This is a genomic window from Brevibacillus sp. MS2.2 (assembly GCF_013284345.1).
Taxonomy (GTDB): domain Bacteria; phylum Bacillota; class Bacilli; order Brevibacillales; family Brevibacillaceae; genus Brevibacillus; species Brevibacillus brevis_C.
This window is the reverse complement of sequence record NZ_JABSUZ010000041.1, coordinates 12,421-38,234: the sequence shown is the minus strand read 5'-3', so window position 1 is coordinate 38,234 and position 25,814 is coordinate 12,421. Positions and strand designations below refer to the sequence as shown.

Here is a 25,814-nt window from a genome sequence, read left to right as displayed (position 1 = left end):
TCTTTTGCGAATGTGCAGGAGAGGGTTTTCTCTTTTGGCTATCTCATTCTTCGACCAACTGAACCACTTTGCATAATTGATAGAAATAGAAAACCCCACGCGTTTGTACGAGATTCATCTGATCCAGATAGCGCAACGTTTCCAAAGCAATGTTTCGCGCCTCTCTCACATCCTCCTCATTCATGTTCGCGATGGCATCCTTTAGCTCCACAACCGATAAGGAATAGACAGCAGGTCGCAGCGTACGAAGCAGCATGATTTTGCGGATTTGCGAGCGATTGAAGAGACGGTAGCCATTTTTCTCATCGCGGGAAGTCGTAATGAGTCCAACCTTTTCCCAGTGGCGGATGGTTGAGCTGGGCAGAGAAGTCATGGTTGCTACCTCTCCAATCGTCATCCATTCGTTGCTTCCAGCTTCCTCACCCTTCCCTGCTTGGCTGTCTTCAAGCATTGCCACGTTTCGCTCGGCTAACTGCTTGTCCCGTTGCAAATGAGCCTGTACCTCATTCACACGCCACATAGCAGCCTGCAACTGTCTATCCTGGATCAGCCGCACCACCTGCGCCGTCACTTCCATCCCAAAGCCAGGAGACATGGCTTGAATACATGTAAAATAAGCGACGTGTTCCTCCGTATACTTCCTGTAGCCGCTCTCTGACCGCTCCACAGGCGGAACCAGTCCATGCGCTTCATAATTGCGCAAGGCACTTGTGCTCAGCTTTAGCTTACGTGCAATATCAATGGGACGCATGGCAGCTAGCCTCCTTCCTCATTTTTTTCTATAAAGATTAAAGCTTAGTTATAAAGTTACTTCAATCCGAATCTGCTTTATTCCTTTTCTTTTGGATAAACCTTTTAATTAGCACCAATGTTGTAAGATGAATGTGACAAGTGGAAGGAGGCGCATTACCCCATGCACAAAGCTGAATTCGAACGGCAACTGACAACGCTCATTCAAAAGGGCTATCCTGAAATGGCGGGCATGACAGCAGATGAGTTTGGGAAAAATCTGGCCCCGCTGCAACTACTGGCAGAAGCTCTCCCCATACGAGAAGACGACCAGCAAGAGGGCCTCGTCCCCTTTGTTCTCGTTGTGAAAGGTGATTGGTTCGACGGAGAAAAAGCGATGCAAGCAATCGAGCGGAAAAAGAAAGCTGGCTTCAGTGTCATGGATGCAGAAGAAATCCGGCGATTTACACCTATCGAGGGCATCGAGATTCCTACAGGAATGGCTTACTTGATGACCGGAATTGATACAGGAAAAGAGACGCTGAACGTCACACCGAATGACGCTATGCCCATCCTCTTGGAGCAACAGCGTTCCCCACTCACACTGGAGGAAGGGATTGCCCTGATCACTCACTTCCCGGATCGGGTAAAGAAAAATAACGGCTTTTCACTGCTCGGCTCCCGTTGTGGCGACCGACGCGTAACGGCCATGTGGATCAGCGAAAATAAACCAAAGCTAGGCTGGTGCTGGGCCGGCAATCCACATACGTGGCTCGGTTCGGCTTCTTGCCAAGCTCGTTTGGACGAAAAAAAACCTTGAAGCATTTTCAAGGTTTTTTCTTTCTTATTCTTTTTCATTCAAATGAACGCCATTTATTTTCAAATGAGCGCGAAACATTTCCAGCATCGAAGGCATCGCCTCTTTTTCTGGCCATGAATCCGTCTTCCACAGGCCTGCTTGTTTAAATGCGCGCGGGCAATGGAGGAAGCACTCCTCTACCTTCACGATCACGCCTATGCCGCTTGTTTTGCCCTTCCATTCTTGCGCGGCGAGTAGCTCTGTATCTTTTGTAATCCGGGCTGATCCGTTAATTCTCAACACTTCTTCCAGACCAGGAATCAGGAAAATCATACCCACCTGCGGATTTGCGATGATATTCAGTAAAGAGTCGACCCGTCTGTTCCCCATTCGCTCTGGAAAAATAATATGGTGTTCATCCAGCACTTTAACGAAGCCCTGCTCGTCGCCTCGAGGGGAAACGTCACATCTGCCTGAAGAATCTGCTGTAGACAAGAAAAACAACGGCGACATGGACACGTAATGGATCACATGCGACTCTACCTGCGCGATGCTTTTTTTCACAACCGCCTCGTGCGGTTCTCCTACAAGGCTTTTCAGCTCTTCTGCACTGGTGATGAGATCTTTTACTTCCAACGGATTCCACATAGGTTCTACTCTCCTCTCTTTATGTATATCCTTGCGTTCCATCATAAATCCCTTGTAATGGGAAAATCAATACGAGAAAAAGAGGATGCTGGAATCGCATCCCCTGTTTTGCCTTACACCATAACTTTGCAAATGTCGTTCGTAAACTCTACCGGGTCTTGAATCGGCAAGCCTTCGATCAAGAGAGCCTGATTGTACAGGAGGGCGGTATACAGATTGACCTTTTCCTTGTCTGTGTCAAAGGCACCTTTCAATGACTGGAAGACCGCATGGTTCACATTGATCTCCAGTACCTTGTCCGCCTTCACATTCGGATTGTTCGGCATCGCATTCAAGATTTTTTCCATTTCAATCGTCACTTCACCCTCTGTCGACAAGCAGACAGGGTGTGACTTCAAACGCTTGGAAGCTTTTACAGCTTTAACTTTTCCTTCGAGCATCGATGCCATATAGTCGAACAGCTCTTTGTTGTTCTCGTTTTCGGCTTCGGCTGCTTTTTCTTCTTCGCCCGGTTCGATTCCCAAATCGCCGCTCGATACCGATTTGAATTCTTTTTCCTTGTAGTTCATCATCATTTTGATCGCGAACTCATCGACGTCATCTGTAAAGTACAGGATTTCGTAGCCTTTTTCGGATACGAGCTCTGTTTGCGGCAGCTTTTCGATTCGTTCGATCGACTCGCCGGATGCATAGTAGATGTACTTTTGATCTTCTGGCATTCTCTCAACATACTCTTCTAGCGTCACCAGCTTTTTCTCTTTGGAAGAGTAGAACATCAACAGGTCTTGCAGCGTTTCTTTATGCGTTCCGTAGTCGCTGTACATGCCGTATTTTAGCTGTCTGCCAAATGAATTGTAGAACAGCTCGTATTTTTCCCGCTCTGTTTTCAGCAAGCTTTGCAACTGGCTTTTGATTTTGCTCGTGATGTTTTTCGCAATCAGCTTCAATTGACGGTCATGCTGGAGCATCTCACGGGAAATGTTGAGCGACAGGCTCTCGGAGTCAACCATCCCTTTGACAAAGCTGAAGTAGTCTGGAAGCAGGTCCGCGCATTTGTTCATGATCAGTACACCGTTGGCATACAGCTCCAGACCTTTTTCGTACTCCTTCGAGTAATAATCAAATGGCATGCTCTCCGGGATGTACAAAATCGCCTGATAAACAACGGCTCCATCTGCACTGATGTGAATGTGCGCCAGCGGCTTGTCGAAGCCATAATGCTTGCTCGCATAAAACTGCTCGTAATCCTCAGTCGTCAGCTCGCTTTTATTTTTTCGCCAAATCGGAACCATGCTGTTCACGATTTGTTCTTCCGTCACTTGTTCATACTCGTTTTCGCTGCCCTCTTTTGGCTTATGCTGCGTAACGTCCATTTTGATCGGGTAACGAATAAAGTCAGAGTACTTTTTGATAATCGCTTTTAAACGGTACTCTTCCAAAAACTCGTCGTAGTTCTCTTCTTCTGTATTCTCCTTGATTTCGAGAATGATTTCGGTCCCGACGGAATCTTTGTGAAAAGGCTCGATCGTGTAGCCATCCGCACCGCTGGACTCCCATTTGTACCCAGTGTCGCTGCCCAGTGCCTTACTGATGACCGTAACCTTGTCGGCAACCATGAAAGCCGAGTAGAAGCCTACGCCGAATTGACCGATGATGTTGTAGCCATCCTTCGCGTCGTTTTCTTTTTTGAACGCCAACGAACCGCTCTTCGCAATGACGCCCAGATTATTTTCCAACTCATCCTGCGTCATGCCGATCCCGGTATCTGTCAGGGTCAAAGTTCTGGTATCTTTGTTAACCGCTATTTTGATAAAATAGTTCTCTTTATCAAACACCAATTGATCATCGACGAGCGATTTGTAGTACATTTTGTCAATCGCGTCACTGGAATTGGAGATCAACTCGCGCAAAAAGATTTCCTTTTGTGTGTAAATAGAATGGATCATCATTTCCAACAGACGTGTAGATTCTGCTTGAAACTGCTTTTTTTCCATGAAATACCCACCCTTCCGGACTTCTTATGTATTCCTTCTTCAATATTAGCACTCTCACCTCACGAGTGCTATTTACTATTTTTATAACAGTCTTAGATTTTTCTGTCAATATGATCTAGCTAGAAAGAAAACTCTCCAACGTGAAGGTTTTCGAAAGACTGCGCCTAATTGGCTTAAGGGAGCGTATTGCAATAGATTAAGAGCAACTTTATGATGATAAAAAACAGAGGTGGCATTTCATGTATTTCATACCATTTACTGATGAGCTAATCTCAGAGGCTGGGCAACTATTGTCCAAGCGACATAGACAAGATCGAGAAATCCTTTCCGTATTACCAAGTGAATGTGAAGATGAAAATTATGCAACGAATGCTGTTAAAATGATATGGTCAAAACCAAACAGTAGCGGAGTCGCCGCAATTGAAGATGGTAAATTAATCGGGTACCTAATTGGACAAAAGATTGAAAATCCTCTTCGGGGTCGACATGTCTGGATGAATTTGGAGGGTCACGCAATCTCTCGCAATACCTCCTTTGAATTATATAGAGATCTTTATTCAGAGGCTTCTCAGCTATGGGTAGATGAGGGGTATTTCAGTCATTTTGCGCTAATCCCAGCCAGTCAACCGGAATTACTTCATTCTTGGTTCCGTTTAGGATTTGGCTTTGAACAAACACATGCATTACTCTCTTTACTTGATCGGGAATTTCCCCTTCCCTTGAGCATTCCAGATGTTGAAATTCGCTTGGCATCCCCAGAAGACCGTAGTTTGGTAGAGGATATTGCAAATATTATTAGAACTCATCAAAATAAGGCACCTGTTTTTGGTTATTCTTTAGGTGATGACCCTCAGGAATTACGTAAAGGCTATGCAGGTCTCCTTGATGATCATGATGTCGATTTCTGGATCGCCTTAAAAGATGGAAAAATTGTTTCTTTCCAAGGATACTTCCCCTTAGATAAAAGTGATCATAATTTGAATGTGCCGGATCGTTGTGTTGAATTAGGGGTTGCTGGTACTCTAGATCAATATCGCGGGCAAGGTATCAATTATGCGCTTACACTACATGGACTTGCCCATGCGAAGAAAAAAGGATATGTCTACTGCATGACAGATTGGAGAGAAACGAATTTACAATCTTCACGTTATTGGCCTCGTCAAGGCTTCCTTCCTGTTTCTTACAGAGTTTCTCGCCTTATTGATAGCAGAATAGCCTCGGTGAAAGAGTAGTTCCAAATCCCCGTTTCACGAATCCGTCTAGTTTTTATAAATTTCCTTTTAAGCTGATCTACATTGGATCAGCCTGTTTACTTTAAGAAATGACACTTAATGTCCGGTGTCGGTTACCTTATATTACCGAGCTTCCCAACGCTTCACCTATTATCAGATGAAACAGGTATTCATTACAGGAGCAGCTAGGCGATTGGCACAGTTTTGTGAACCCGTTTACGTGATGAATTCCGCTTGCGTCTAACCGACATCAATTCGATTCAAGACTTACAGCCTGAAGAGGAATTTATCTGCGGAGTGAGACCATTGACTCTTCTGTCATGCATCGTCCCGATACGCTGTTTGGCGTAAGTAAAGTATTTGGCGAAAATCTAGCGCGACTTTACTTTGACAAACACGGCTGTCATTAGAAGCCTAAATGCACGTCAAAGCTGAAGAAGAAACCCTCGGGTCAATCGCCCAAGGGTCTCCTTTGCTTGCTACTTTTTATTTCACCGGAATATAGCCCGTTTTTTCTACTAATTCTTGTCCCTGTGGAGACAAAATCCATTCGATCAGTTTCTCTGCATTCGGATTGTCCGTCCCAGCTGTCACTGCATAAAACTCGGCCGCAAACGGATACGCTCTGCTTTTTATCGTTTCCTTATTAGGCGTTACCCCATCAATTGCAAGTAGACGAATGTTTCCGTTTCGCACCATCTCCGTGGCATAAAACAAGAACGAGTAACCGATGGCATTCGAATAATTTTTGTAGTTGGCTGTTTGCTCGATGATTCCACCCATTCCTGTTACCACGTCTTCTTGCGGCGCAGTCATAAGCTCTTTATCTCCCATGATCTTCTGGAGCATCGTCTGACTTCCGCTATTTTCAGGACGCTGAAAGGCCCGAATAAACTCATACCCGCCCCCGACTTCATCCCAGGAAATGATGTCTCCCGCATAGATACCCCGAATCTGCTCGGTAGTGAGACCCTGAACAGAATTCTCTGCATGGACAAAAAAGACAAAGGCTTCCCTTCCGATTGGTGTCAGTTTCAGCTCTACGCCTTTTTCTTTTGCTGCTAAAAGCTGTTCCTCAGAAGGACCTGCTGCAAAGATGACATCGACTTTTCCATCCAGTAAGTTTTCGTACGCATTTGGCGTCTTACTTACCATGACTTCGCTGTCGTAAAGGTCGTAATCTTTCTCGGGATAAACAGCCTGCACAAAGGAAGCGTACAGCGGATATAAAGCCGTCGCCCCATCTATTTTGGGCAAATCAGACTGTAACGACAGTGTCGCTGGTTGATCAAGTTTATGAACCTTGGAGTCTGAACTGAATGGTTTATACTGTTCCAGATCGACCTCCGCCTCACTGACCACAGGAATGCTGTTATGGTAATAGCTGCTGATCTCATATCCTGCAACGGGCAGCGTACAAAAGAGAAAATAAACAAAGAGGGCTCGGTTCCATAGCCGACTCTTTTGTGGGGCGAACATTTGTCCGATGATGTACATGATAAAAACAACTGTTGTGACAGCGACAAGAAGGGAATAAACCCTTCCCTCTGCGTTCAGGGCAGTCATCACCACCGCCACGACTCCGATCACAGTGATAATCGCACCCAAAACGATACAGCCGAAGATTTTCCCTACCAATTCTTTATTCATTCCTTCTCCTCCCAATTCTCCTATCGTTATTATAAATGATTGGAAGAGATTAGGAAGGAGAAGCATACCAAACGAGCCAATTCACTCGACACCTAACCATTCCTTGTAAGTTGTTGCCCAATTTTGCAAGTCATTGATGAACAGACTGGCGTGATAGCCATCACAAACCGCATGATGGACTTGTAAAGAAACAGGCAATAACGTTTTGCCTTCTTGCTCGAAATACTTTCCACTTGTAATGATTGGAAGCAAATACCGCCCATTTCCCGAGATATTCAGATTAAACCCACTGAAGCTAACCCAGGGAATACACGAGACAGGGAACGTATAAGGCGGTTCCAGTTCTTTCGCCACAAGACCTTTGTTGTCCCCGTACTGTTTCATGTCCGCTACGTAATTTTGATAAAACATAGGGAACTCGTCAGCGAATTCCGTCCACATCGTAGAAAAAGTTTGATCGTCCTGGTGAAAAAAAGTATAGCTGGGTATCATCCTCTCCCAAAAGCCCAACTCGCCATCCGCATGAAAGGAAGTTCGAAATTCACGATGCGCATTGACAACGTTTGTCACCATATACAGAAAAGCCGGATACAGCTTCATCCCCTTTTGCCGTAGAGCGGGGAGCAATTCCGTTATATCTATATCGGCAGTCATACTGAAGGTGCAATTCACTCGGTTCAGATAATGCTCGAAATAAGGCTTTCTGCTCCAATTATTTAGATCGATTCGCTGAAATTTCATTGGGTATCCCTCCTAAAATCGAAAACATGATGATTTTAGGAGGTGATTTTGCGTGTCCTTTTCATAACACCATCCCCTTCTCCAATCCTGCCTTACCCCTCCAGCATACCATTTGCATCTCTTCCTGACATCAGCCTGCAAGCCAGTCAGTTCAGCGATATCCCGGATGGACATTGGGCCTATCAACCATTGATGGAAATGTACGATGGAGACTCTTATGGGGTTGTACAAGAGAAAGAGGATATATTATTCATCTATCCAAAAAAAGATAACACGTTGGGAAGTGAGGTGGAGTCCTCCTATTTGGAAGGCTCCTTTTTCCGCCATTTCTTCTTTACTCCATCTGCATCGCACCCAGCCTTGTACCACCTGACGCACCAATAGATGATAAAAACGACCGTCGTGACAGCCACAAGAAGAGTACCGCTCATTCAAGAGGCAAAGTGATTTTAAATAGAGTCGTAAACTGTTGATCCCTCTCCAAATGAATGGTCCCCTGATGTAACGTTATAATTTTTTTACAAATGGCTAGACCGAGTCCGGTGCTATCTTTCACAGGATTATTCCCTTTTATGAACTCTTCAAAAATGTGTTCCCTAACATTCTCTTGAACACCTGTACCGTTATCACCCAACCACAGAACAACGCCGGTCTCTATTTTCTCGCATGAAACGAATAGCTGCGTTCCCGGCGGATTATGTTTTAGCGAGTTACCGATCAAATTCGTAATAACGCGGTTCATATGCATTTTGTCGAACATGACAAACAGCGGCTCCTCTGGAATTTTCACTTCCAACTGAAATCCCCTATCTTCTATTTCCGGATAAAATTCCGCAACAAGCTGCATAAACCACTTACTAATATTCACCTTTTCTTGATCCAGTCTCACGTGCTGGTCTTCCAGCTTTGCCAGTTCGAACAAATTTTGAATCAAATGGGCCATATAAGACGATTTGTCGTTAATATATTGAACATACTGACGCCTTTGCTCTTCTTCTAGCTCCGGCCTATCCAGCAACAACTGAGAATACCCGAATACAGAGGTAATCGGTGTTTTCAGATCATGAGACAAATGCAACAGCATGTTTCTTTTGTTGTTCGCTACCGCTTCTATCTCTGCAGAGGTCTGCTGTAGTCGTTCTGCCATTCCGTTAAATGCTTCTCGGATTTCTGCAAATTCCATTTCAGCCGAAAATGTAAGCCTCTTCTGATAATTGAAGCCTTCCATCTCTTTAATGCCCTCTACAATTTGCCGGAGAGGCTTCTTCATCTGCAAGACAGAGTACCGGGTGTAGAAATAAAGGGCGATGAACAACAGAACGACAAACAACGCTATTAAAATTCCAAGCGCCAATGATATATTTTCCAACCGCTCAGGAATTTTCCATAACAGAACATAGTTTTCACCCTCTGGCCCTTGCGCTCGATAGGCATGGTAGAAAATTGAATCATCATTTCGCAGCATGTCCACTTTAGCGTACAGCATTCCATCGCTATATGTCATGATATTGTCTTCCTTGTTGCCTTTTACATAGATGACTGCCCCCGATTCATCCACGATCTCGAACCAGCCGCCGTACTCGTCTAACAACCGACCATCAATCTTTTCAAAAGGGTACTGGTATATTTTACTGCCGTCCACTCGGGTCAAATCAGGCGATTTATCAAAATAGTTCTCCATCAACAGGTCTGTCCCCAAAAGAGCAATCATAATCGTGCATAAGAACAAACCGCTTATCACAACATAGTGCCGAAAAAACAGTTGTTTTAACGGCCGCTTGTCGGGGATGCTCTCATTTTTTTTCAAAACGGTAGCCTAACCCCCTGATCGTAATAAGATAAACTGGCTTTCTTGGGTTATCCTCAATCTTCTCCCTGAGTTTGCTGATATAGACCATGATGAGGTTTTCATCCCCTATGTATTCCTGCCCCCAAACATGCTCGTAAATGGATGCTTTTGTAAAAACTCTCCCCGCATGCTTCATCAGTAAAGACAAAATCTTGAACTCATACGATGTCACTTCTTTCTGCTGTCCATTTTTGTACAGCTTACAGCTCACCAAATCGAGCATGACATCGCCAATTTGTATGATTTCATGGCTCTGCTTTTCACCTTTAGAAAATACATCCATTCTTCTGAATAACGCTTGAACTCTGCTGACGACTTCTATGGGATTAAAAGGCTTCCCCACATAGTCGTCAGCGCCAAGCTGCAGTCCAATAATTTTATCCATATCGTCCGATTTCGCGGACAGGAACAAAAACGGAACTTCGGAAATATGTCGCATCTTTTTTAATAACTCGTATCCATCCATCATCGGCATCATAATATCAGCAATAACCAGATCGATTTGCACGTTTGAGAATACAGCCAGCGCATCAACCCCATTACCTGCTTCATAAGTAGCAAACCCGTAATTTTTCAAATAAATACTGAGTAGTTCACGAATTTGTGCTTCATCGTCGATGATCAGTATCGTTTTGATTGTATTTCCCTCCATCGCCTCATGTCGCAACGAAGCACAAACAAGAAGTCACGGCTTGTTGTACACTAAAATAATTGGTCTGCGAACCGAGATAGTAACGCAGCCGCTTCTTTCCTTACCATCAGCTGCTCTGATTTATAATCGAGACTGCCATCTCTGCCTTTCACCACTTCTGGTCCGTATAATCCTTTTGCCACTACGAAATGGACTCCATCTAAAGCCCAAGCATCTGTCCTACCACTCAACTTGGCTTTTTTCGGCTCTGCATGAAGATAGCCAAATGCCATGCGCCATACGATGGTTGCTGCTTCTTGACGCGTCAATGGCTCGTTCGGATAAAATTTGCCATCAGCAGATGCTTTTAGTAAACCTAACTCGTAAGCTGCTTGAATTTCCCGCGCATACTTGTTACCCGAAAGATCCGTGTAAATCGGTTTATGTTTTGATGGGGCAATGCCACTCCACTTGATGAACCAGCCAACAAACTCTCCTTTTGTTATCTGTTGTTCGGGCGAAAAGCGATTGTCTCCTTCCATATCAGCAAAGACACCGATCTGGCGCAGGTGATAAATATAGGACGCATATGGATGGTCATTCTCCACATCCTGATAACGTTGCGGCTCAGGCAATTTTTCTGCCCAACTATCTGATTTTAAATCGTAATAGAAAGCCTGCACATCTCCGTGATGGTTCAGCTTAAAAGCAGCTTTAATACCTTGTTCATCCTGGAATAAGAGTGGCTCCACCTCATATAGGACATGTTCTCCCAGCGGATCTTTTACAATGAGTTTGCCGCCTTCAGCACGTATACGAGTCGTCCACATCCGGTTTCGCAAATCGCTGTATGTCCCTTCAAACTTCGTGAGTTCTTGTTTCGCTAACGCAAACGCTCCCCTTTTCTGCTCATTTTTCGGGTAGTAATGATCCATAAACGCTTCAATCAAAGGCGTACGAATTTCGAAGTCCTTATTGACTGTAACAAATACCCCCACTTTTTCTTCCGGGATCAACCACATCCCGGTATGGTATCCTTGTAAATCCCCTGCTTTTTCAATAACATATTGTCCATTGTAATTTTGCTGGTTGGCATATTCGAAACCAAGCGCCATGTTATTCAGCTTTGGATGCACGGAAAGATGAGGTCTCTGCATTTCTGCCGCCGTTTCTTCTTCCATAATCGTCGCATTCCCAAGCTTTCCTTTATTGAGATGAGCAATCATGAATTTAGCCATATCAGAACCAGTTGAGAGCATTCCACCATCAGGAAGCTCAGTTGGTACCGTTGCATAAGTCGGGATCGGCTGTCCGATAAGATTATAAGGTACAGCCAACTTTTTGACTATTGATGGTGTAAGTCGAAAATCACTATTCTTCATGCCAAGTGGCTTAAAGATGCGTTCCTGCACGTATTCTCCAAATGGTTTTCCTGCTACTTGTTCTACAACATAACCTTGAATGGTGAAGCCGAGATTGTCATATCTGTAAAACTCTCCTGGCTTGCGAATGACATTTGGGAGATTGTCCCTAACGTATTTCTTTAAAGAAACCTCCCGTTTCAAGTCGGTTGTTGAAGAGTCAGAAGTGTCTCCATAGTCAAATCCAGTGGCGTTCGTTAACAGATGTTTCATTGTTAGAGGAGTGCCTGTATTATTCGGAATCCGGGCATCCCCCATATATGCGGATACATCTTTGTTCAAATCTATTTTTCCTTGCTCCGCCAATTGCATAACGGCTGTAGCTGTAATAACCTTGGATACTGACGCTACACGAAATACGGTGCGATCAGGATCGACCGGAATCTTCTTCTCTACATCCGCATATCCATACCCTTTTTTAAAAAGGACCTTGTCTCCTTTTACAACTACAAACGTAGCCCCTGCCATGTTGTTCTTAATTTCAGACCGGTTAAAAAATTCATCTGCAAATTGCTCTACCTCTCTTGGATCATCCGGCCCAGATACAGAAGCTGCGAACACTTTGGTTGGAGAAACAACTCCGCTTACAAGGCTGACGCTCATAGTAAATACAAGTACAGTCGCCATTACTGTCTGTAACTTCGAAAACATTTTCATAAGATTGCTCCTCTCCTTTACCCTTATTTCCTTCTCTAGAAGAATACACAATCAGTCTTAATCGTATTTCTATACAACCTTAATAGAACATGAATTTTTTGCTTGTTCATGCAAAAACCCCTGATTTCTCAGGGGCACGCTCCTCTATTCTCTCGATATCTGTCTCATATCCATATACAACACATTCCACCGATGACCATCCAAATCAGCGAAGCCTGCCCCATACATCCCCGGACCATGCTCCCGAGGCTCACTGAAAACAGTGCCCCCAGCCTCTTTCACCTGATTCACCAATTCATCCACTTCTCAATTCCTGCCTTACCCCTCCAACATACTATTTGCATCTCTTCCTGACTTCAGCCTGTGTATAGCTGCAATGTTTAAGCAGAAATAGGGAAGGGAAAAGGAAAGGGATGGTAAAGGAGGAACATGATGAAAAATATCATTTTATGCGTAGCTCTTATCGTTTCTATTCTTTTTTCAACTCCCGTACCTGTACAAGCCAGTCAGTTCAGCGATATCCCTAATGGACATTGGGCACGGGAATCGGTTGATTTCATGGTGAAAAAAGGTGTATTAAGTGGCTATTCTAATGGAGCCTTCAGACCGAATGAGGCGATTGATAGAGCCGAGTTAACTGTTATGGTTCATAAGCTGTTTACTAAGCTTCGTCCGAATCTTAACAAAGAATTCTCCGAGCAGAAAATACAGAAGTTTGAAGATGTCCCCAAAAACCATTGGGCCTATCAGCCATTGATGGAAATGTACAACGCAAACTCATTTGGTGTTGTACATTGGGACTGGGACAAAGTTTACATCTATCCCGAAAAAAAAGTAACACGTTGGGAAGCTATATACTTTTTCCAAACATTTTTCTATCAAAAGATGTATGAAATACCCGACGATCAAGTTTTGCAAATCCTTGCTCGAATTGACGACATTACCGTACAGTCGGTCGATTCACCTAACTATCGATCACCTTATCCTGGTTCAGCTCCTTTTCCTGACGACGAATACACAATTAGCTACGGTCACCTCGACACTGGAGAAATAACTTTCGCCAACGGTGACATTGACGCATTAAAAGCTTATGCACTCGCATGGCTGGTAGGCAACGACATCATGAGTACGTGGGGAAACGAATTGGAAATACATGATCCACTCACACGAGCAGAGGCAGTCGTGATGCTGCACCGCACTTACAACGTCTTGTTAGTGGACGGTTCTCTCTCAACTTATACGAGTAAATGATCCTCGCTCAAACTCTCATTTTGAAAAAGGAGCCCTCCCGTTCGGAAGGCTCCTTTCTCAGCAATTACCTCTATACTCCATCTACTTTACTCATATCCATATACAACACATTCCACCGATGACCATCCAAATCAGCGAAGCCCGCCCCGTACATCCCTGGACCATGTTCCCGTGGCTCACTGAAAACAGTGCCCCCAGCCTCTTTCACCTGATTCACCAATTCATCCACTTCTTCTCTGCTCTCGGCATCGATCGAAAACAACACTTCCGTTCCGCGCTTCGTATCTGCCAGCTCATTTTGCGTAAAGGTTTGGAAGGTAGCCTCTGGAAACAGCATAATGAGCATGTTTTTCTCACCAATCACCAAGCCCGCCATCTCTTTGCTATTCTCATGGCGAGCATGAAAAGAGAATCCGAGTGCGGCAAAAAATGATTTGGACTTTTCGAGGTCCTTGACGGGCAAATTGATCCAAAGCTCTTTTGTCATGGGAATTTCTCCTTCGCTTTTTGTTTGGATGATACTCATTCTTCTCCTTTAAAGCATAGCAGAATCATGCTCGAACGCTTCTTCTCGATTGCTATTTTTTGAAGCCTTCCATTTCTTTAATGCCCTCTACAATTTGCCGGAGAGGCTTCTTCATCTGCAAGACGGTGTACCGGGTATAGAAATAAAGGGCGATGAACAACAGAACGGCAAACAACGCTATAAAGATTCCAAGTGCCAATGATAGATTTTCCAACCGCTGAGGAATTTTCCATAACAGAACATAGTTCTCACCCTCTGGCCCTTGCACTTGATAGACATGGTAGAAAATTAAATCATCGTTTCGCTGTATGTCCACTTTAGCGTACAGCATTCCAGCGCTATATGTCATGATATTGTCTTCCTTGTTGCCTTTTACATAGATGACTGTCCCCGATTCATCCACGATCTCAAACCATCCGACGTATTCATCTAACAACCGACTATCCATCTTTTCAAAAGGGTATTGGTATATTTTACTGCCGTCCACTTGGGTCAAATCAGGCGTTTTATCAAAATAGTTGTTCATCAGCAGGTCTGTCCCCAAAAGAGCAATCATAATCGTACATAAGAACAAACCGCTTATTACAACATAGTGTCGAAAAAACAGTTGTTTTAAGTTTTAATTATTGGCATATTTCTAGAATGTTTAGAAATGATATTTGGTAAAAAGAACACCATATAAAAGACGTGAGAGCAAAGATCCACAGAGTGCGTGGCGATGACAATCAGAAGCAAGACAAACGAGGGAACGCTTGTTCAAGTTGTTTGTGACGAAGCCAAAATAAGTGCGAAGCGTGTCGGCCCTTATTGTATTGTTGGATTCTTGACACGGGGAACATTTTATTCTCTAAAGTTTTCGGCTAAAATCAAAAACGCGCCTAAAACCATGGAGGTTTTGCGCGTTTTGTCGAGACGAATACCGTGTCAGGACGGAATGTTCATAGCGGTCTGAATATTTTTCAGATCGAGCTGAATTTGCTCCGGAATATGGTAGGGATGGTATAGGCTCCGCTGCATCATGTAGTTTGTTATCTTTTCATGGGAGTCTATAGCTTCGTCGAGCTGTTTCATCAAAACTTGCTTGATTTCGGGGGTGGCACATTCGGTTACGGCCATGGCGTAGTTTCTGACTCCGCTCTTGGCGTTCATCAAAAAATCCATTGCGATCACGTCGTCAGTCAGCGTTTGAAGCCCTGTCATGTGTTCTAATATTGTGTTCATTGTTTTATCTCCTATAGGGTCATTTTAGATAGCACTCCACCGAGCTCCTGAAGCTGCTGCTGAGATAATTGCACGTCTTGCTGCAAAATTTGTAAGAGCTCCGGGTCGGTTACCAGAGCTTGCATGGTTTTGGATTTGGTCATGCAAACAGTCTTGAACGCAGCCATCTCATGAACCTCCAGCATCTCATGCAAGGCGTAATTGGAATTCATTTGATTTTCCTCCCATTTATTTATCTATATTTAAGGCTTTAAGAGGACTTTGATGCAATCGTCCGTTTTCGTATCGAACACTTCATAGCCGCGCTTGGCCTCGCTGAGCGGAATGACGTGCGTAACAATGTCTCCAGGGTCCACTTTCCCCGACGTAACCAACTCGTACATATACGGCATATAATGAATGACCGGGGCTTGTCCGGAACGGATATTCACGTTGCGCTGCATGATGTCGCCCAACGGGAATCCGTTATAGCGTCCGCCGTATACCCCAGTGACTTGGATGGTCCCGCCTTTGCGGACAGCCTGAGACGCAATGATAAATGCGCTCATGGTGCCGCCTTGCAGTTTCAAACCGCTGGCTAGAAATTCGAGATCGCTCATCTTACCGTCCATTCCTACCGCATCAATTACGACATCGGCGCCGCCTTTGGTCATTTCCTTGAGATTGTTGCCGATATTCTTATCATGCTCGAAGTTTACGATTTCCACATTGTTCGTTCGCTTCGCATGCTGCAAGCGGTAATCGACATAGTCAACGGCGATGACCCGCTTTGCTCCCTTCAGCCAGCAGAATTTCTGGGCTAGAAGTCCGACCGGACCGCAGCCGAGCACGATGACCGTATCTCCATTCTTTACGCCCGCGTTATCTACGCTCCAGAATGCCGTCGTCATTGCATCGGCGATCAAACTTAGCTTTTCATCCGGTTGTTCGCAGTTTTCGGGAATCTTGAAGTGGGTAAAATTTGCGAACGGGACTCGTAAGTACTCGGCTTGCCCACCAGGGTATCCGCCGGTCGTTCCGGAGTAGCCGAAATATGCCCCCATATCCCCGTGTTCGTTTGACTTGTCACATTGGCTTTCCAGCTGATTTTTGCAAAAAAAGCAATCTCCGCATGCGATGTTGAACGGGATGATCACACGGTCACCTTTCTTTACCTTTGTAACGCCGGGGCCTATTTCTTCTACGATCCCCATCGGTTCATGTCCGATGACATAATTCTCCTGAAGGTTAGGGATCATCCCGTGAATAAGGTGAAGGTCAGAACCACAAATGGCGGTACTGGTGATCTTTACGATCATATCGTCCGGTTTCTCAATCTTCGGATCCGGTACCTCTTTGACCACAACATTTTTAATCCCTTGGTAAGTTACCGCCTTCATGCATTATGTCCTCCAATATGTTCATCTGGGGTACGATCAAACATCCCTTTACGCGACGTATCTTCCGGGAACAAATTCATCTGCCCGATCATCACCGTATTTTTCGCCGAAAGCTGGTCGAGTTGGTACTGTTCGTTCATCTCGTAAGGATGGAACCATTTTTTGCGAATCATAAGCTCCGTGATTTCTTGGTGCATCGCAATCCCCTGCATAAGATGATTGCGCAGCAGAGCTCTTACATCCGGAGAAGCTGTTTCCGTCAAGGCGATGGACAAATTTCGCACACCCTCCTTGGCACGAAGAAGGAAGTCCATTGCAAAAGTCATATCTGCCATTTCCGGCATATTTAATGAATTAATCGGGTCTAGATAATCAGTATTCATTTGCGTTCCCCTTTAATGTGTTATAGGTGTGGGGCTATTCGGAACAGGCCCTTGGAAAGGAGCTCTCGCGTAGATTGCTTGCAGCTCGGCGATCTGTTGTGTGGATTGAAATACGTCTTTCTGCATTAACGCTTTTAGCTCTTGGTCAAAGACCAAGCCTTGCATAAGTTTTGACTTAGCCAGGCAGAGCGTTTTAAAGTTTAACGCTTCATGCAGTTCCATTGATTCGTGCAGCGCTAGCGTTGGCGTATTCATTGAAAAATTATTCCCCCCTTTCTTCATCAACCTTAGATTCTCCGACTCATCGGATCTTATACTAAAAATGATTGCCGGAGATTTGGGGTCCAGATATTTCCCGTGTAGTCGTAAGAATATAAACAAAATCTCAACCGCATACTTATTTCTGTTTAAGTTATTGATCTTTGCTCAAGGAAGGAGGACTCACCTTGCCCAATAAAAACAAAATCGATCTAGCCACCGAAAATGCAAGAAAACCGGCAGAAGGTACACTTAACTCGAGCGGCAATATGCTGGAGCAGCATGCATCTAACGCTGTTTCTGAGGCGCAAACGGCTTTAAATCAGGCGATCAGCTCGATAAGTGAATCTAATGCGGCAACAAATTCACAAGCATTGGAGACAGCCCGGCAGCAATTGACCCAAGCAGAGGAATTTTTAGATCAAGCGCAAACTTCAGCAAACGCATTACGTCTGCCGGACCAACAATAAATCAGTAGCTTTGGTAGTGGCAGAGATTCTCCTTCTTTTTCGGATACAAGTGGAGTCAAGCTCACTAATGTCGAGGTATGGTCGTATGTAGGAGATGCATATGATGTTTTCCGAATTTAGCCGACAATCTCCGCATGGGCAAATGCTGCGTTGACGCTCGAAGGAACGTATTTGCCATAGATACGGAGAGTCACCGTCAATAACCTCTTAATGTTGAAGACCACAATATTTAAGTGGATATAAGCTGACTACGGAATTGCCCCCTTTCAATGAGACATTTTTGCACGTCGGCGAACGCGCTTGATTTGCCGGACCAGCGCAGCGAATCACGACAAGCGAAAGGGAGGCCCCTTAAGGGGCCTCCCTCTTTCTTCTGCTTCCTAATTATTACGGGTTGGTCGTTAAAATGATGACGTTCTTCAGCACTACAGCGCGGCGACAGCAGGTGCGCAGCAGCGCAAGCTGGGAGACGTCTTCGGGGATCCCCATATTTAAGAACGTGTCGTACTGGCTGCGTTCTTTTGTTTTGCCGCTTCCACTCGTGTCATGGTTCCGAAGTAGATCACACAGAACACTCGAGTCATCAGGAATGTGAGAAAAATCGTGGCCCAGTATTTGCGGCTAGCAACCCGTCAATTAAGGTGAGCAGTGAAATCCAGGCGGCAAAGTAAAAACACTTCGTCAAATTATTCTCACGAGGTCTGTAGATGTAATAAAGACTGCTCGCAATAGGCGACCACACCACTTTGAACGTGATATTCAAATCCGAAGCTTTGGGAAATTCACGCAACGGGTGGGCCACCAAATCAAATTGAACGAGCAATAGTTCTACCATTCATACCACAGCCTGACACGCAAGAAAGCACATCACATTCATGAGCTTTCACTTTTGGAACAAGGAAATAGATGGAGGTCACGCACACAAACCAGAATAGCAGCAATAAATTTCGTTCCATGTCCATGGCCATAGCGTGTACAAGGAAGGAGGATCCTATGCATAGACACGAACTTGCGGGGTTCCCGTAAAAATATTTTATTATTCAGGCACTTGAACCACATTCAGTCATATATAGGTAATAGCAGTTCGAACCTATTGAGGAGGATTTTATACAAGTGATGTTACCGAGTGAAAAGTATTTCGGTAAGTTTGAGGCGGTTTTTTTATTTTACGGAGCCATGCCTACAGGCGTTACTGTTTCTGAAACCGGACGTATTTTCATTTGCTTTCCAAAATGGGGAGACGACGTTAAATTTACGGTGGCTGAAATCGTACACGATACATTACAGCCTTATCCTAGTTTAGACGCTAATGTGGTAAGCCCATCGAATATCACAACGTCCTTCGTTAGTGTCCAAAGTGTCGTTGCTGATGGAAATGGAACGCTTTGGGTACTGGATACAGGAGCTCCTAATTTCTCAGAACCTATCAAAGGGGGGGCGAAGTTAGTCGCTGTAGATTTAATTTCAAATACAATAAGAAGTGTATATACATTTGCGGAAGATGTTGTCCTGCCAACTACTTATCTGAATGATGTCCGATTTGATTTTCGTGTTGGTAAAGCAGGTTATGCTTATATAACGGATTCGTCATCCCGAGGACCAGGAGCCATTATTGTCGTTGATTTAGAAACGGGTTATGCTTGGAGACGGTTAAACGGGGCAAATTCAACTTCGCCCGATCTCTTTCTCTTACCGAAAGTTGAAGGTAAAATCTTGATGAATCGAAACAAAGACGGATCTACTTCACCCTTTAGATTGGCATCCGATGGTATAGCGATTTCCCCGGACGGCAAGATGTTGTATTTCTGTCCTCTCTCCAGTCGTCATCTGTACTCGATTTCAACGGAAGCCCTAAGAGACCGAACGATACCGGATATGAATTTACAGTATCACGTGAAGTATTGGGGAGAAAAAGGTGCTTCAGATGGAATGATCACCGATGCAAACGGAAACGTTTATGCTGGAGATTATGAAAACAATAGTATTCGAAAGATATTGTCAAATGGAATAATGGAAACCATCGCACATGATCCGAGAATTTTATGGCCGGATACTTTTTCTATTGGTCCAGATCAATACTTATATTTCATCGTGAACCAATTACATCGGCAGGCAAGATTTCATTATGGAAATGACCTGCGGCAGAAGCCTTATAGTTTACTCCGTATGAAAATAGACGAACCACCTGCTCCTACCTTTTAATAAAAATTTCACTTTACAATGTTGACTTTATTTGCATAGAAAATGTATTTTATGACTTTATGGTTATTAAGAATTTGGAGGCTGCCCCTCGGCAGCTTGTTCAGCTAACGGGATCGATAACCAAAAACACACCACGACAAAGCTGCCGCGATCATGATCGGCAGCTTTGTTACGCTAACGGGCAGTATAACGTAACATATTGCAACTTCTTGCGTTAATGTTATTAGATGGAGTGATGTAATGAGATGTATTTCTTTTGTTTTCCTAATACTGTGTTTTCTTATAAGTGGATGTAGTGGTGGCACTCATATCGATAAAAGAAGTAAATCAATGCTCTATGAGCCTTACATTATTCGGTCACAATTAAACTAACGGGTACGATAGATTAACATAAATGAAGCTGAAAAATGTAAAACGCTACTGACAAGATGGTGTCAGTAGCGTTTTTATATCGTTACACCAGATGATTATTAGAGAGTTTTTTTGCTTATCGAAATGCTCTTTCGTCATCATATTCTGCAAATGGACTGTTTCAAAATTTTTAAACATGTAACCCATGAATCATGGAGAAAGAAGGGACAGGAACGATGACGATCAATCTAAAACACCAGCAAAGCCGCTACTGGATTGGAGTTGTATCTGCTTCTCACGTAAAAATGGGGGTGCAGGGTGGATTCGCACAGCTCTGCCATGGCAAGTCGACACCATTACGGCGGATGTCATCAAATGATTGGTTGATATACTACTCTCCACGAACGGACTTGTCGAGAGGAGAGGCGCTTCAAGCATTTACCGCCATTGGTCTTGTTGCGGATGACAGAGTTTACGAATATCCGATGTCCGAATCCTTTATGCCATATCGTCGGAATATCCGCTATCTCCCGTGTCGCGAAGTAAAGATTACCGCCCTAATGGAACAGCTTACCTTTACACGCGGGAATCGAAATTGGGGTTATAACTTCCGCTTTGGACATTTTGAGATCGGGTTTGAAGATTTTCGGACGATTGCTGGAGCAATGCTAGGCGATACGGCTAACATTCAACATATTTTGAAGTTACATCATTAAGTGAAACCTTAGTCAGCATAAAACTAACAGGGATCGATAGTTCAATGGAATAATCACAATATCAGTCAAACATGAAGAGAGCAATGCTACGTTTGAACATGAAATGGAACTGAGAGGGATTAATAAAGATAACATGCAAATGGATTTACGACTGCAATAAGGGGGACGGTGTTTTTTTCAAGGCAGATTGACAGAGTATTGCACTGCAACCATTGGCACCGTGGGAGCCGATCACAGTCGGTGAAGAATAAGGGGTTAGTAAAGGGAATAAACGGAGCAGTCATTCATATTTGGGCAATAGCCGAAATTGGGGTTGGAGCTGCGTCTTTTTTCGTTGTCAGAGACTTTCCGTACAATGAATAAAAAAAGGGTTTACCATCATACTAACTCCTATTCATGGAAAATGGAAGGCGTGGGATTCATGTCGATGTTTAAGAAATTTTTCAAATCCCTAACCTCTAGCGAGATAGAAATGGATATTGAACCAACTACTCATCTGGAAATGGACAATGATACACATGTAGCGACCTTACAGCATACGCTTCACGAATTAGCTGATTGTGCTGATTTAACTCATAGAAGATTTCCCGAAATTCAAACAGATATTGTCTATTTTGGGCATTTAGTAAGCAAAAATGAACTGCGTAACGATGTCATTCAACCTCTCCTTAATATTCAATTGGATGAGTTACAGAATTTACTATCGTGGTCTCAGTTTGTTGAGACTCAAAATACGAAAGATGTAATTTTGGGGATTTTAAATGGAAGTGTCGCTGTTTTTACACCCAATGGTACTTATGTTGTAGCAGCCTACGGACCCGCCACAAGAAATGTGGAAGAATCACAAACCGAAGCAGTTATAACCGGACCTCACGAAGCTTTTGTAGAGTCCTATGGCACAAACCTCGCATTAATCCGAAGGCGAATTCGAAGTTCACACCTTAAAGTGATGAAGTTTGAAGTAGGAGAAATAACGAAAACAAGTGTCTACCTGCTATACATCAAGGACATTGTAAATATGGCGTACGTAGAAGAAGTTGTGAGTAGAATTCAGGACATCGAAATCGATTCTATTCAGGACACAAATATGTTGGTTCAATTCATCGATGAATGCCCGTATTCTATTTTTCCACAATTTTTAACGTCGGAAAGACCTGATGTAATTGCCTCGAAATTGGTATCAGGAAGGGTTATTGGTATCGTTGAAGGAAGTCCTACTGCCTTTTCTGCACCAACTGCGTTTTTTGAGTTCTTTTCATCGCCGGATGATTACTACCAACGGTGGCTCTTGGGAACAGCTTTGCGTCTGCTGCGATTTACTGCCTTTGTCATTACAGTTGGGTTTACAGCTTTGTACGTTTCTGTAACCACCTTTCACTACGAAATGATTCCGGAAACTCTATTGCGTACCCTAGTTGAATCAAGGGGTCGTGTTCCCTTCCCGCCTATTTTCGAAGCTTTGCTCATGGAAGTGACCATCGAACTCTTACGCGAAGCAGGAGCGAGATTGCCTACAAAAGTTGGTCAAACAATCGGTATCGTTGGAGGTATTGTCATTGGTCAAGCTGCTGTACAAGCCGGATTGACCAGTAACATTCTTATTATTTCCGTCGCATCTTCGGCAATTGCTTCCTTCGTGATTCCCAGTTACATCATGAGCGCTTCCATTCGATTAATACGTTTTGGGCTTATTATTATGGCTGGTTTACTGGGGAACTTTGGGATTATATTCGGTATTGGTCTCGTGGTCATTCACATGTGCGGAATCACAAACTTAGGAACGTCTTATGTAACGCCTATTGCCCCTATGAATCTTGGGGATTGGCGCGATGTATTCATACGAGCACCTTTTCGGGCAATCAAGCTTAGACCCTCTCAAACCAAAACACCTAATGATACTAAGCAGAAAATGAGACGATAAGGATGGGTTACATGTGAAAGAAAAACTGAGTAGATTTCATATTACCATCCTCATCTATATGACCCAACAAGGAGTCGGGATATTTAGTCTTCCTGGTGTATTGGCAACGTACTTCGGTACCAATGGTTGGGTTGCTTTGTTTATTATATTGGCGATAACCAGTATCAATATCTTCCTCATTCACTTGGTTTATCGCAAGGGAAATGGGGAGTCAGTCTTTACTATTCTTGAATCCGCAATTCCTAAGTTTCTATTAGTGCCGCTATACATAGGTTTCATTGCTGTCTGGTCCATATTTTCGTGTTTAATCCTTCAAGAGTACGTGTTGATTCTACAAATGATGTCTTTTCCGACAGTGCCTACCTATATTTTCAAATTCATCATTGATGCATTTGTCGTTCTCATATTAGTAAAAGGAATCTACGTCATCGGAAAAACTTCTACAGCCTTCTTCTTTCTTTCTGTGTGGTTGGTACTATTGGAGGTATTCGTCGTTAAAGAATTCAAATTTTCACGTTTTACCCCATTCCTGTTTAAAGGAGATACCCATTTTCTTGAAGGTGGATATCATGCATACTTTTCTTTTCTGGGATATGAACTTTCTTTATTTCTATTTCCCTACATAAACCAAAAGAGTAAGTTCACTAAATCGGTTTTAACCGGAAACCTTTTATCCACGATTGTTTACTTATCGGTCAGTATTATTGCTTTCGGATTCTTCGGGTATGAGCAATTACGAAACATGCTATATCCACTCCTTGACCTTCTGGCTTACATACGATTGCCTTTCGTTGAAAGAATCGAAAACCTCTTGTTTGGTTTCTTTCTCTTCTTGGCTACATCCACTTCCGTCATGTATTACTGGGCATCGGTGGAAACGGTGAAAAGAATGCTTCCCAAAATCAAAACGAATGTTATCGGCTTTGTCCTGGTCGCTGCTACCTTTTTTTATTCCATACAATTCGATGCGATAAGTGATTTAAAGAAAGTGTCTTCATTTCTTTCTAAAATAGAGATTGGGATTGCATTCAGTTTACCCATTATGCTTTTACTCATCTTACTTATCAGAGGGAGGAAACACGACAATGCTTAGGTCCAATTGCCGCATCCTATTCATTATCGTGTGTTTCCTCGCAGGATGCGATGACCAAAGAACAATTGAAGACCTTGGCTTCATACACACGGTTGGGTACGACCTACCTGAGAAAGTAACAGAACCAGGTATGAGACGAATCATGTTGAGTATTCCTAATTTGGAACATCAGAAAACCGAGAAAAGACAAGTCCTTACAGCAATCTCAAAAGGAAATAAAGAAGCAAGAATAAAACTAGCCCAACAAACAGATAAACAACTCGTTAGTGGTCAAATTCGAAATGCTCTGTTTGGCATCGACATAGCAAAAAAGGGATTGCTCAATTACATCGATACGCTTGTTCGTGACCCTGCTATCGGTCCAAACGTAAAAATTACCATTGTTGATGGAAGTCCCTATGAAATTTTGCACAAGAACTATCCACAACACAAGGTTACAGGGAGATACATTGATAGACTTATTGAAAAAGAAGCGCAAGTTCAATCCGTACCAGAAGCTACGATATACACTTGGAGCAGAGATTTCTACGACGATGGAATTGACCCTGTTGCACCTTTGATACGTGATGCAAAAGACCATGTAATGATAAGTGGAGTGGCACTTTTCAACGAACACAAATACGTAGGTAAAATAGAACAGAAAAATGGGGTCATCTTCTCTTTCTTACGAGGTGATTTTCGTCGTGGAGAAATAAGCATGGAGGTTACGAATGAAAAAACGAAGAAGAAAGAAATCGTTTTGCTTAGCTCATTAATTAATAAACGTAAAATTGATGTAATCAAAACAAATCGTCCTACAAAGTATAAAATCATCATGAAAATTGCTATCATAGGTTCTGTCTTAGAGTACGATGGAAGCCTAGAGTTAAGTGATGATAATCAGAAGAGGAGTTTAGAGAAAGCCATTGCCCAATACATCAAAAAAACTGCTCACGATATCACTGCATACATGCAGCAAGTGCAAGCAGATGGATTTGGTATTGGAACAGCTGTACGAAATCATTCGACGTACGAAGAGTGGAAAGCGATGAAATGGCATGAAGTATATTCAAACTTGGAAGTGGTGCACGATATTGAGGTGAAAATCCGTGATTTCGGCAAGTTAAAATAAGAAAAAGGACGTCTTCTTTTTGAAAGATGTCCACCAGGCATGAAAGAACGGCTGATAATAAGGGCTCATACAAATTTATTCGATCGTTTTCCGATGTCACAAATCAGCGCCTTACATTGTTACATGTTTAAAACGTAAAGGGGCTAAGGAAATGAACGACTTTAGAAGCATTATCATCGATTGTGGTCATGCAGGGTTTCATGCTCTTAAAGCAATAAAGGAAACGACTCGGGGCATCGGCCGCTTGTCGGGGATGCTCTCATTTTTTTTCAAAACGGTAGCCTAACCCCCTGATCGTAATAAGATAAACTGGCTTTCTTGGGTTATCCTCAATCTTCTCCCTGAGTTTGGACTTTTCGAGGTCCTTGACGGGCAACTTGATCCAAAGCTCTTTTGTCATGGGAATTTCTCCTTCGCGTTTTGTTTGGATGATACTCATTCTTCTCCTTTAAAGCATAGCAGAATCATGCTCGAACGCTTCTTCTCGATTGCTATTTTTTGTTAAACCATTCATCCATATTATTTCCGATATTGACACTCGGAATTAGAAGCGATAAAGTATTGGATAAACTCGGTTTTAT

General features: G+C 43.5%; 26 protein-coding genes and 2 pseudogenes. 10 read left to right on the top strand and 18 right to left on the bottom strand.

Translation table 11 applies throughout. The features are described from left to right. Nucleotides 1-43 precede the first annotated feature (43 nt). Entirely contained in the window at nt 44-751 is a 708-nt protein-coding gene (locus HP568_RS25760; protein ID WP_173630594.1) for a MerR family DNA-binding transcriptional regulator, read from the bottom strand. Nucleotides 752-913: 162 nt separating this feature from the next. On the opposite strand from HP568_RS25760, the gene HP568_RS25755 reads away from it, so the two are divergent. Beyond that, nucleotides 914-1,549 carry a DUF5701 family protein gene (locus HP568_RS25755; protein WP_173630593.1) on the top strand — a complete coding sequence of 212 codons (636 nt, stop codon included), beginning with the start codon at nt 914-916 and terminating at the stop codon, nt 1,547-1,549. Between the two features lie 24 nt (nt 1,550-1,573). Here the strand turns inward: HP568_RS25755 and HP568_RS25750 are convergent, their stop codons facing one another. Then, nucleotides 1,574-2,176 (bottom strand): MSMEG_1061 family FMN-dependent PPOX-type flavoprotein, encoded by a 603-nt coding sequence (locus tag HP568_RS25750; protein WP_048031779.1) that lies wholly within the window; start codon nt 2,174-2,176, stop codon nt 1,574-1,576. A 113-nt stretch (nt 2,177-2,289) separates the two neighbouring features. Beyond that, entirely contained in the window at nt 2,290-4,170 is a 1,881-nt protein-coding gene (htpG, locus tag HP568_RS25745) for a molecular chaperone HtpG (protein ID WP_048031778.1), read from the bottom strand. Nucleotides 4,171-4,409: 239 nt separating this feature from the next. Between htpG and HP568_RS25740 the strand changes: the two genes are divergently transcribed. Next, the gene (locus tag HP568_RS25740; protein WP_173630592.1) at nt 4,410-5,402 is read left to right on the top strand and encodes a GNAT family N-acetyltransferase; all 993 of its coding nucleotides are present in this window, start codon (nt 4,410-4,412) and stop codon (nt 5,400-5,402) included. A 486-nt stretch (nt 5,403-5,888) separates the two neighbouring features. On the opposite strand, the gene HP568_RS25735 is transcribed toward HP568_RS25740, so the two are convergent. Further along, complete coding sequence (locus HP568_RS25735; RefSeq protein ID WP_048031776.1) at nt 5,889-7,052, bottom strand: PstS family phosphate ABC transporter substrate-binding protein; 1,164 nt, start codon at nt 7,050-7,052, stop codon at nt 5,889-5,891. Nucleotides 7,053-7,133: 81 nt separating this feature from the next. After that, nucleotides 7,134-7,793 carry a type A chloramphenicol O-acetyltransferase gene (gene catA, locus HP568_RS25730; RefSeq protein ID WP_173630591.1) on the bottom strand — a complete coding sequence of 220 codons (660 nt, stop codon included), beginning with the start codon at nt 7,791-7,793 and terminating at the stop codon, nt 7,134-7,136. Nucleotides 7,794-7,841: 48 nt separating this feature from the next. Between catA and HP568_RS25725 the strand changes: the two genes are divergently transcribed. Then, on the top strand, nt 7,842-8,177 hold the full coding sequence (locus HP568_RS25725) for a hypothetical protein (protein WP_173630590.1): 336 nt from the start codon (nt 7,842-7,844) through the stop codon (nt 8,175-8,177). A 43-nt stretch (nt 8,178-8,220) separates the two neighbouring features. Here HP568_RS25725 and HP568_RS25720 read toward each other — a convergent pair whose 3' ends face one another. From HP568_RS25720 to HP568_RS25705, 4 genes and pseudogenes are all read right to left on the bottom strand, one after another. Continuing rightward, the gene (locus tag HP568_RS25720; protein WP_173630589.1) at nt 8,221-9,600 is read right to left on the bottom strand and encodes a HAMP domain-containing sensor histidine kinase; all 1,380 of its coding nucleotides are present in this window, start codon (nt 9,598-9,600) and stop codon (nt 8,221-8,223) included. After that, complete coding sequence (locus HP568_RS25715; protein WP_173630588.1) at nt 9,587-10,294, bottom strand: response regulator transcription factor; 708 nt, start codon at nt 10,292-10,294, stop codon at nt 9,587-9,589. Before HP568_RS25715 ends, HP568_RS25720 begins: the two co-directional genes overlap by 14 nt. A gap of 50 nt (nt 10,295-10,344) precedes the next feature. Beyond that, the gene (locus HP568_RS25710; RefSeq protein ID WP_173630587.1) at nt 10,345-12,351 is read right to left on the bottom strand and encodes a serine hydrolase domain-containing protein; all 2,007 of its coding nucleotides are present in this window, start codon (nt 12,349-12,351) and stop codon (nt 10,345-10,347) included. Between the two features lie 144 nt (nt 12,352-12,495). Beyond that, nucleotides 12,496-12,657 (bottom strand): annotated as a pseudogene (locus tag HP568_RS25705) (VOC family protein); the annotation flags it as partial. A 126-nt stretch (nt 12,658-12,783) separates the two neighbouring features. Here HP568_RS25705 and HP568_RS25700 point away from each other — a divergent pair. Continuing rightward, nucleotides 12,784-13,602, top strand: a complete 819-nt coding sequence (locus HP568_RS25700) for an S-layer homology domain-containing protein (RefSeq protein WP_142495807.1) — start codon at nt 12,784-12,786, stop codon at nt 13,600-13,602. A 70-nt stretch (nt 13,603-13,672) separates the two neighbouring features. Here the strand turns inward: HP568_RS25700 and HP568_RS25695 are convergent, their stop codons facing one another. The 7 genes from HP568_RS25695 to HP568_RS25665 all read right to left on the bottom strand — a co-directional run bounded on the left by HP568_RS25695 (nt 13,673) and on the right by HP568_RS25665 (nt 17,366). Continuing rightward, nucleotides 13,673-14,089 carry a VOC family protein gene (locus HP568_RS25695; RefSeq protein WP_173630586.1) on the bottom strand — a complete coding sequence of 139 codons (417 nt, stop codon included), beginning with the start codon at nt 14,087-14,089 and terminating at the stop codon, nt 13,673-13,675. A 91-nt stretch (nt 14,090-14,180) separates the two neighbouring features. Further along, entirely contained in the window at nt 14,181-14,684 is a 504-nt protein-coding gene (locus tag HP568_RS25690; RefSeq protein ID WP_254551516.1) for a hypothetical protein, read from the bottom strand. A gap of 368 nt (nt 14,685-15,052) precedes the next feature. Continuing rightward, a complete protein-coding gene (locus HP568_RS25685) occupies nt 15,053-15,349 on the bottom strand; it encodes a spore coat protein (protein ID WP_173630585.1) in 297 nt (98 codons plus the stop codon). Between the two features lie 11 nt (nt 15,350-15,360). After that, a complete protein-coding gene (locus HP568_RS25680; RefSeq protein WP_049738590.1) occupies nt 15,361-15,561 on the bottom strand; it encodes a hypothetical protein in 201 nt (66 codons plus the stop codon). 30 nt (nt 15,562-15,591) lie between these two features. Beyond that, the gene (locus tag HP568_RS25675) at nt 15,592-16,728 is read right to left on the bottom strand and encodes a zinc-dependent alcohol dehydrogenase (protein WP_173630584.1); all 1,137 of its coding nucleotides are present in this window, start codon (nt 16,726-16,728) and stop codon (nt 15,592-15,594) included. Then, nucleotides 16,725-17,111: a spore coat protein gene (locus HP568_RS25670; RefSeq protein WP_173630583.1), complete on the bottom strand. Its 387-nt coding sequence runs from the start codon at nt 17,109-17,111 to the stop codon at nt 16,725-16,727. Before HP568_RS25670 ends, HP568_RS25675 begins: the two co-directional genes overlap by 4 nt. A 12-nt stretch (nt 17,112-17,123) precedes the next feature. Continuing rightward, the gene (locus HP568_RS25665) at nt 17,124-17,366 is read right to left on the bottom strand and encodes a spore gernimation protein GerQ (RefSeq protein ID WP_173630582.1); all 243 of its coding nucleotides are present in this window, start codon (nt 17,364-17,366) and stop codon (nt 17,124-17,126) included. A 191-nt stretch (nt 17,367-17,557) separates the two neighbouring features. Between HP568_RS25665 and HP568_RS25660 the strand changes: the two genes are divergently transcribed. Next, nucleotides 17,558-17,839 carry a hypothetical protein gene (locus HP568_RS25660; RefSeq protein WP_173630581.1) on the top strand — a complete coding sequence of 94 codons (282 nt, stop codon included), beginning with the start codon at nt 17,558-17,560 and terminating at the stop codon, nt 17,837-17,839. A gap of 583 nt (nt 17,840-18,422) precedes the next feature. Here the strand turns inward: HP568_RS25660 and HP568_RS30300 are convergent. Beyond that, nucleotides 18,423-18,674 (bottom strand): CBO0543 family protein, encoded by a 252-nt coding sequence (locus HP568_RS30300; RefSeq protein WP_375154945.1) that lies wholly within the window; start codon nt 18,672-18,674, stop codon nt 18,423-18,425. Between the two features lie 281 nt (nt 18,675-18,955). Between HP568_RS30300 and HP568_RS25655 the strand changes: the two genes are divergently transcribed. The 5 genes from HP568_RS25655 to HP568_RS25635 all read left to right on the top strand — a co-directional run bounded on the left by HP568_RS25655 (nt 18,956) and on the right by HP568_RS25635 (nt 25,233). Further along, nucleotides 18,956-20,041 (top strand): L-dopachrome tautomerase-related protein, encoded by a 1,086-nt coding sequence (locus tag HP568_RS25655; RefSeq protein ID WP_173630600.1) that lies wholly within the window; start codon nt 18,956-18,958, stop codon nt 20,039-20,041. A gap of 563 nt (nt 20,042-20,604) precedes the next feature. Continuing rightward, nucleotides 20,605-21,108: an EVE domain-containing protein gene (locus HP568_RS25650; RefSeq protein ID WP_254551514.1), complete on the top strand. Its 504-nt coding sequence runs from the start codon at nt 20,605-20,607 to the stop codon at nt 21,106-21,108. A 403-nt stretch (nt 21,109-21,511) separates the two neighbouring features. After that, nucleotides 21,512-23,029 (top strand): spore germination protein, encoded by a 1,518-nt coding sequence (locus HP568_RS25645; protein ID WP_254551512.1) that lies wholly within the window; start codon nt 21,512-21,514, stop codon nt 23,027-23,029. Between the two features lie 13 nt (nt 23,030-23,042). Continuing rightward, nucleotides 23,043-24,122 (top strand): GerAB/ArcD/ProY family transporter, encoded by a 1,080-nt coding sequence (locus HP568_RS25640; RefSeq protein WP_173630580.1) that lies wholly within the window; start codon nt 23,043-23,045, stop codon nt 24,120-24,122. After that, on the top strand, nt 24,115-25,233 hold the full coding sequence (locus HP568_RS25635) for a Ger(x)C family spore germination protein (RefSeq protein ID WP_173630579.1): 1,119 nt from the start codon (nt 24,115-24,117) through the stop codon (nt 25,231-25,233). The genes HP568_RS25640 and HP568_RS25635 overlap by 8 nt, the downstream gene beginning before the upstream one ends. A 259-nt stretch (nt 25,234-25,492) precedes the next feature. On the opposite strand, the pseudogene HP568_RS25630 reads toward HP568_RS25635, so the two are convergent. Then, nucleotides 25,493-25,585: pseudogene (locus tag HP568_RS25630) on the bottom strand (winged helix-turn-helix domain-containing protein); the annotation flags it as partial. Between the last annotated feature and the right edge of the window lie 229 nt (nt 25,586-25,814).

Excerpts from the sequence above, each read along its gene's own strand:
- HP568_RS25760 (WP_173630594.1), bottom strand. The coding sequence starts at position 751 with ATGCGTCCCATTGATATTGCACGTAAGCTAAAGCTGAGCACAAGTGCC.
- HP568_RS25755 (WP_173630593.1), top strand. The coding sequence starts at position 914 with ATGCACAAAGCTGAATTCGAACGGCAACTGACAACGCTCATTCAAAAG.
- HP568_RS25750 (WP_048031779.1), bottom strand. The coding sequence starts at position 2,176 with ATGTGGAATCCGTTGGAAGTAAAAGATCTCATCACCAGTGCAGAAGAG.
- htpG (WP_048031778.1), bottom strand. The coding sequence starts at position 4,170 with ATGGAAAAAAAGCAGTTTCAAGCAGAATCTACACGTCTGTTGGAAATG.
- HP568_RS25740 (WP_173630592.1), top strand. The coding sequence starts at position 4,410 with ATGTATTTCATACCATTTACTGATGAGCTAATCTCAGAGGCTGGGCAA.
- HP568_RS25735 (WP_048031776.1), bottom strand. The coding sequence starts at position 7,052 with ATGAATAAAGAATTGGTAGGGAAAATCTTCGGCTGTATCGTTTTGGGT.
- catA (WP_173630591.1), bottom strand. The coding sequence starts at position 7,793 with ATGAAATTTCAGCGAATCGATCTAAATAATTGGAGCAGAAAGCCTTAT.
- HP568_RS25715 (WP_173630588.1), bottom strand. The coding sequence starts at position 10,294 with ATGGAGGGAAATACAATCAAAACGATACTGATCATCGACGATGAAGCA.
- HP568_RS25710 (WP_173630587.1), bottom strand. The coding sequence starts at position 12,351 with ATGAAAATGTTTTCGAAGTTACAGACAGTAATGGCGACTGTACTTGTA.
- HP568_RS25700 (WP_142495807.1), top strand. The coding sequence starts at position 12,784 with ATGAAAAATATCATTTTATGCGTAGCTCTTATCGTTTCTATTCTTTTT.
- HP568_RS25695 (WP_173630586.1), bottom strand. The coding sequence starts at position 14,089 with ATGACAAAAGAGCTTTGGATCAATTTGCCCGTCAAGGACCTCGAAAAG.
- HP568_RS25690 (WP_254551516.1), bottom strand. The coding sequence starts at position 14,684 with ATGATTGCTCTTTTGGGGACAGACCTGCTGATGAACAACTATTTTGAT.
- HP568_RS25685 (WP_173630585.1), bottom strand. The coding sequence starts at position 15,349 with ATGAACACAATATTAGAACACATGACAGGGCTTCAAACGCTGACTGAC.
- HP568_RS25680 (WP_049738590.1), bottom strand. The coding sequence starts at position 15,561 with ATGAATTCCAATTACGCCTTGCATGAGATGCTGGAGGTTCATGAGATG.
- HP568_RS25675 (WP_173630584.1), bottom strand. The coding sequence starts at position 16,728 with ATGAAGGCGGTAACTTACCAAGGGATTAAAAATGTTGTGGTCAAAGAG.
- HP568_RS25670 (WP_173630583.1), bottom strand. The coding sequence starts at position 17,111 with ATGAATACTGATTATCTAGACCCGATTAATTCATTAAATATGCCGGAA.
- HP568_RS25665 (WP_173630582.1), bottom strand. The coding sequence starts at position 17,366 with ATGAATACGCCAACGCTAGCGCTGCACGAATCAATGGAACTGCATGAA.
- HP568_RS30300 (WP_375154945.1), bottom strand. The coding sequence starts at position 18,674 with ATGGTAGAACTATTGCTCGTTCAATTTGATTTGGTGGCCCACCCGTTG.
- HP568_RS25655 (WP_173630600.1), top strand. The coding sequence starts at position 18,956 with ATGTTACCGAGTGAAAAGTATTTCGGTAAGTTTGAGGCGGTTTTTTTA.
- HP568_RS25650 (WP_254551514.1), top strand. The coding sequence starts at position 20,605 with ATGGAGAAAGAAGGGACAGGAACGATGACGATCAATCTAAAACACCAG.
- HP568_RS25645 (WP_254551512.1), top strand. The coding sequence starts at position 21,512 with ATGGAAGGCGTGGGATTCATGTCGATGTTTAAGAAATTTTTCAAATCC.
- HP568_RS25635 (WP_173630579.1), top strand. The coding sequence starts at position 24,115 with ATGCTTAGGTCCAATTGCCGCATCCTATTCATTATCGTGTGTTTCCTC.